The organism is Roseovarius sp. A-2, from assembly GCF_002072155.1.
Lineage (GTDB): Bacteria > Pseudomonadota > Alphaproteobacteria > Rhodobacterales > Rhodobacteraceae > Roseovarius.
In genome coordinates, this window is record NZ_BDIY01000081.1 from 1 (window position 1) to 1,392 (window position 1,392).

1 protein-coding gene is annotated in these 1,392 nt (G+C 62.1%); it reads left to right on the forward strand.

Annotated features, from left to right (window positions below; all coding sequences use genetic code 11):
• The first annotated feature begins 99 nt into the window (after nt 1–99).
• The gene (locus tag BHD06_RS22645) at nt 100–1,326 is read left to right on the forward strand and encodes an IS256 family transposase (protein ID WP_080459193.1); all 1,227 of its coding nucleotides are present in this window, start codon (nt 100–102) and stop codon (nt 1,324–1,326) included.
• The last annotated feature ends 66 nt before the right edge of the window (nt 1,327–1,392 follow it).

Genomic DNA, 1,392 nt, shown 5'->3' on the forward strand with positions numbered 1-1,392 from the left:
GGTTGTGTCGCGAAGTTGGTGGAAATTTGAAGGTGGCGTAATCTCCGGGTGAATGAAAACCACCCAACCGGCGGCTGGCACCGCCAAGGAGATCACGCCATGACCAAGACTACAGATACCAGCCCGATTTCGCTACTCGCATGTGAAGAGGGATTTGATCCGATCGAGGACCGGCTGCGAGCCAACATCCGTACGACGATCGAAGCCGTTTTCGAAGAGGAGCTGGACGGCTTTCTTGGCCGACTGCGCTACAGCCGCGAGATCGGGGGTGCGAAGGGCTACCGCCACGGGACGCGGGAGCGCCGGATCACAGGGACCTTTGGCACCGAGACCGTCAGCGTGCCCCGCGCTCGCGTGGAGGACGAGGATGGAAAGGTCCGCGAATGGCGCTCAAGGGCTTTGCCGCGCTACCAGCGCCTGACCAAAGCCGCAGAGGCGCTCATCACCGGCGTCTATCTCTCGGGGACCAACACGCGCCGGGTCAAGCGGGCCCTGTTTGCGCTGTTCAAGGGGGCCGTGGGCAAGGACGTTGTGAGCCGTGCCTGGCGCAAGGTGAAGACCGACTGGGACGCCTGGTGCGCACGGAGCCTTGCGGAAGAGGACATCGTGCGCATCATCCTCGACGGCACCGTGATCAAGACGCGGATTAACAGACGGGCGACGAACATCTCGGTTCTGGCCGCGATCGGCGTGCGCCGTGATGGCCAGAAAGTCCTGCTTTCCATCAGGAATATGGGCGGAGAGAGTACGGCGGCCTGGCGGCAGTTCCTCGATGACCTCGATGTGCGTGGCCTCAAGCGCCCCGAATTCGCTATCGTGGATGGAGCGCCCGGGCTGGAGGCGGCTCTGGTCGCGCTGTGGGGCGAGGATCTCCCCATCCAGCGCTGCACGGTTCACAAACATCGCAATCTTCTGGCGCATGCTCCAGAGCATGTGCAGGACGAACTCACTGAAGATTACCGCGACATGATCTACGCCGACCCCGCCGACAAGGTAGAGCAGAAGCGCAAGGCCTTCCTGCGCAAATGGCGTCTCAAGTGCCGCGCTGTGGCTGATAGCCTTGAGGAAGCAGGCGATCGCCTCTTCGCATTCACCCGGCTCGATCCGTCGCAATGGAAGTCTGCGCGGACGACCAACGTCATCGAGCGCCTCAACGGTGAGTTCCGACGTCGGATCAAGACGCAGACCGTGCTGCCCTGTCCGGAAACCGTGCCTATGCTGCTCTGGGCGTTGCTGGCTTCCGGTCAGATCCAGATGCGCAAAGTCGACGGGTGGCAGACCCTCGACCAGCCAATCGAGCCCATGACCCTTGACCTCGCCGCCTGATCAGGCACAAATCAAACCGCTCGGAGGACGCCGCTGGAGAATTTCAACCACTTTCGAGACACAACC

Coding starts and splice junctions, on each gene's coding strand:
- BHD06_RS22645 (WP_080459193.1), top strand. CDS start 100: ATGACCAAGACTACAGATACCAGCCCGATTTCGCTACTCGCATGTGAA.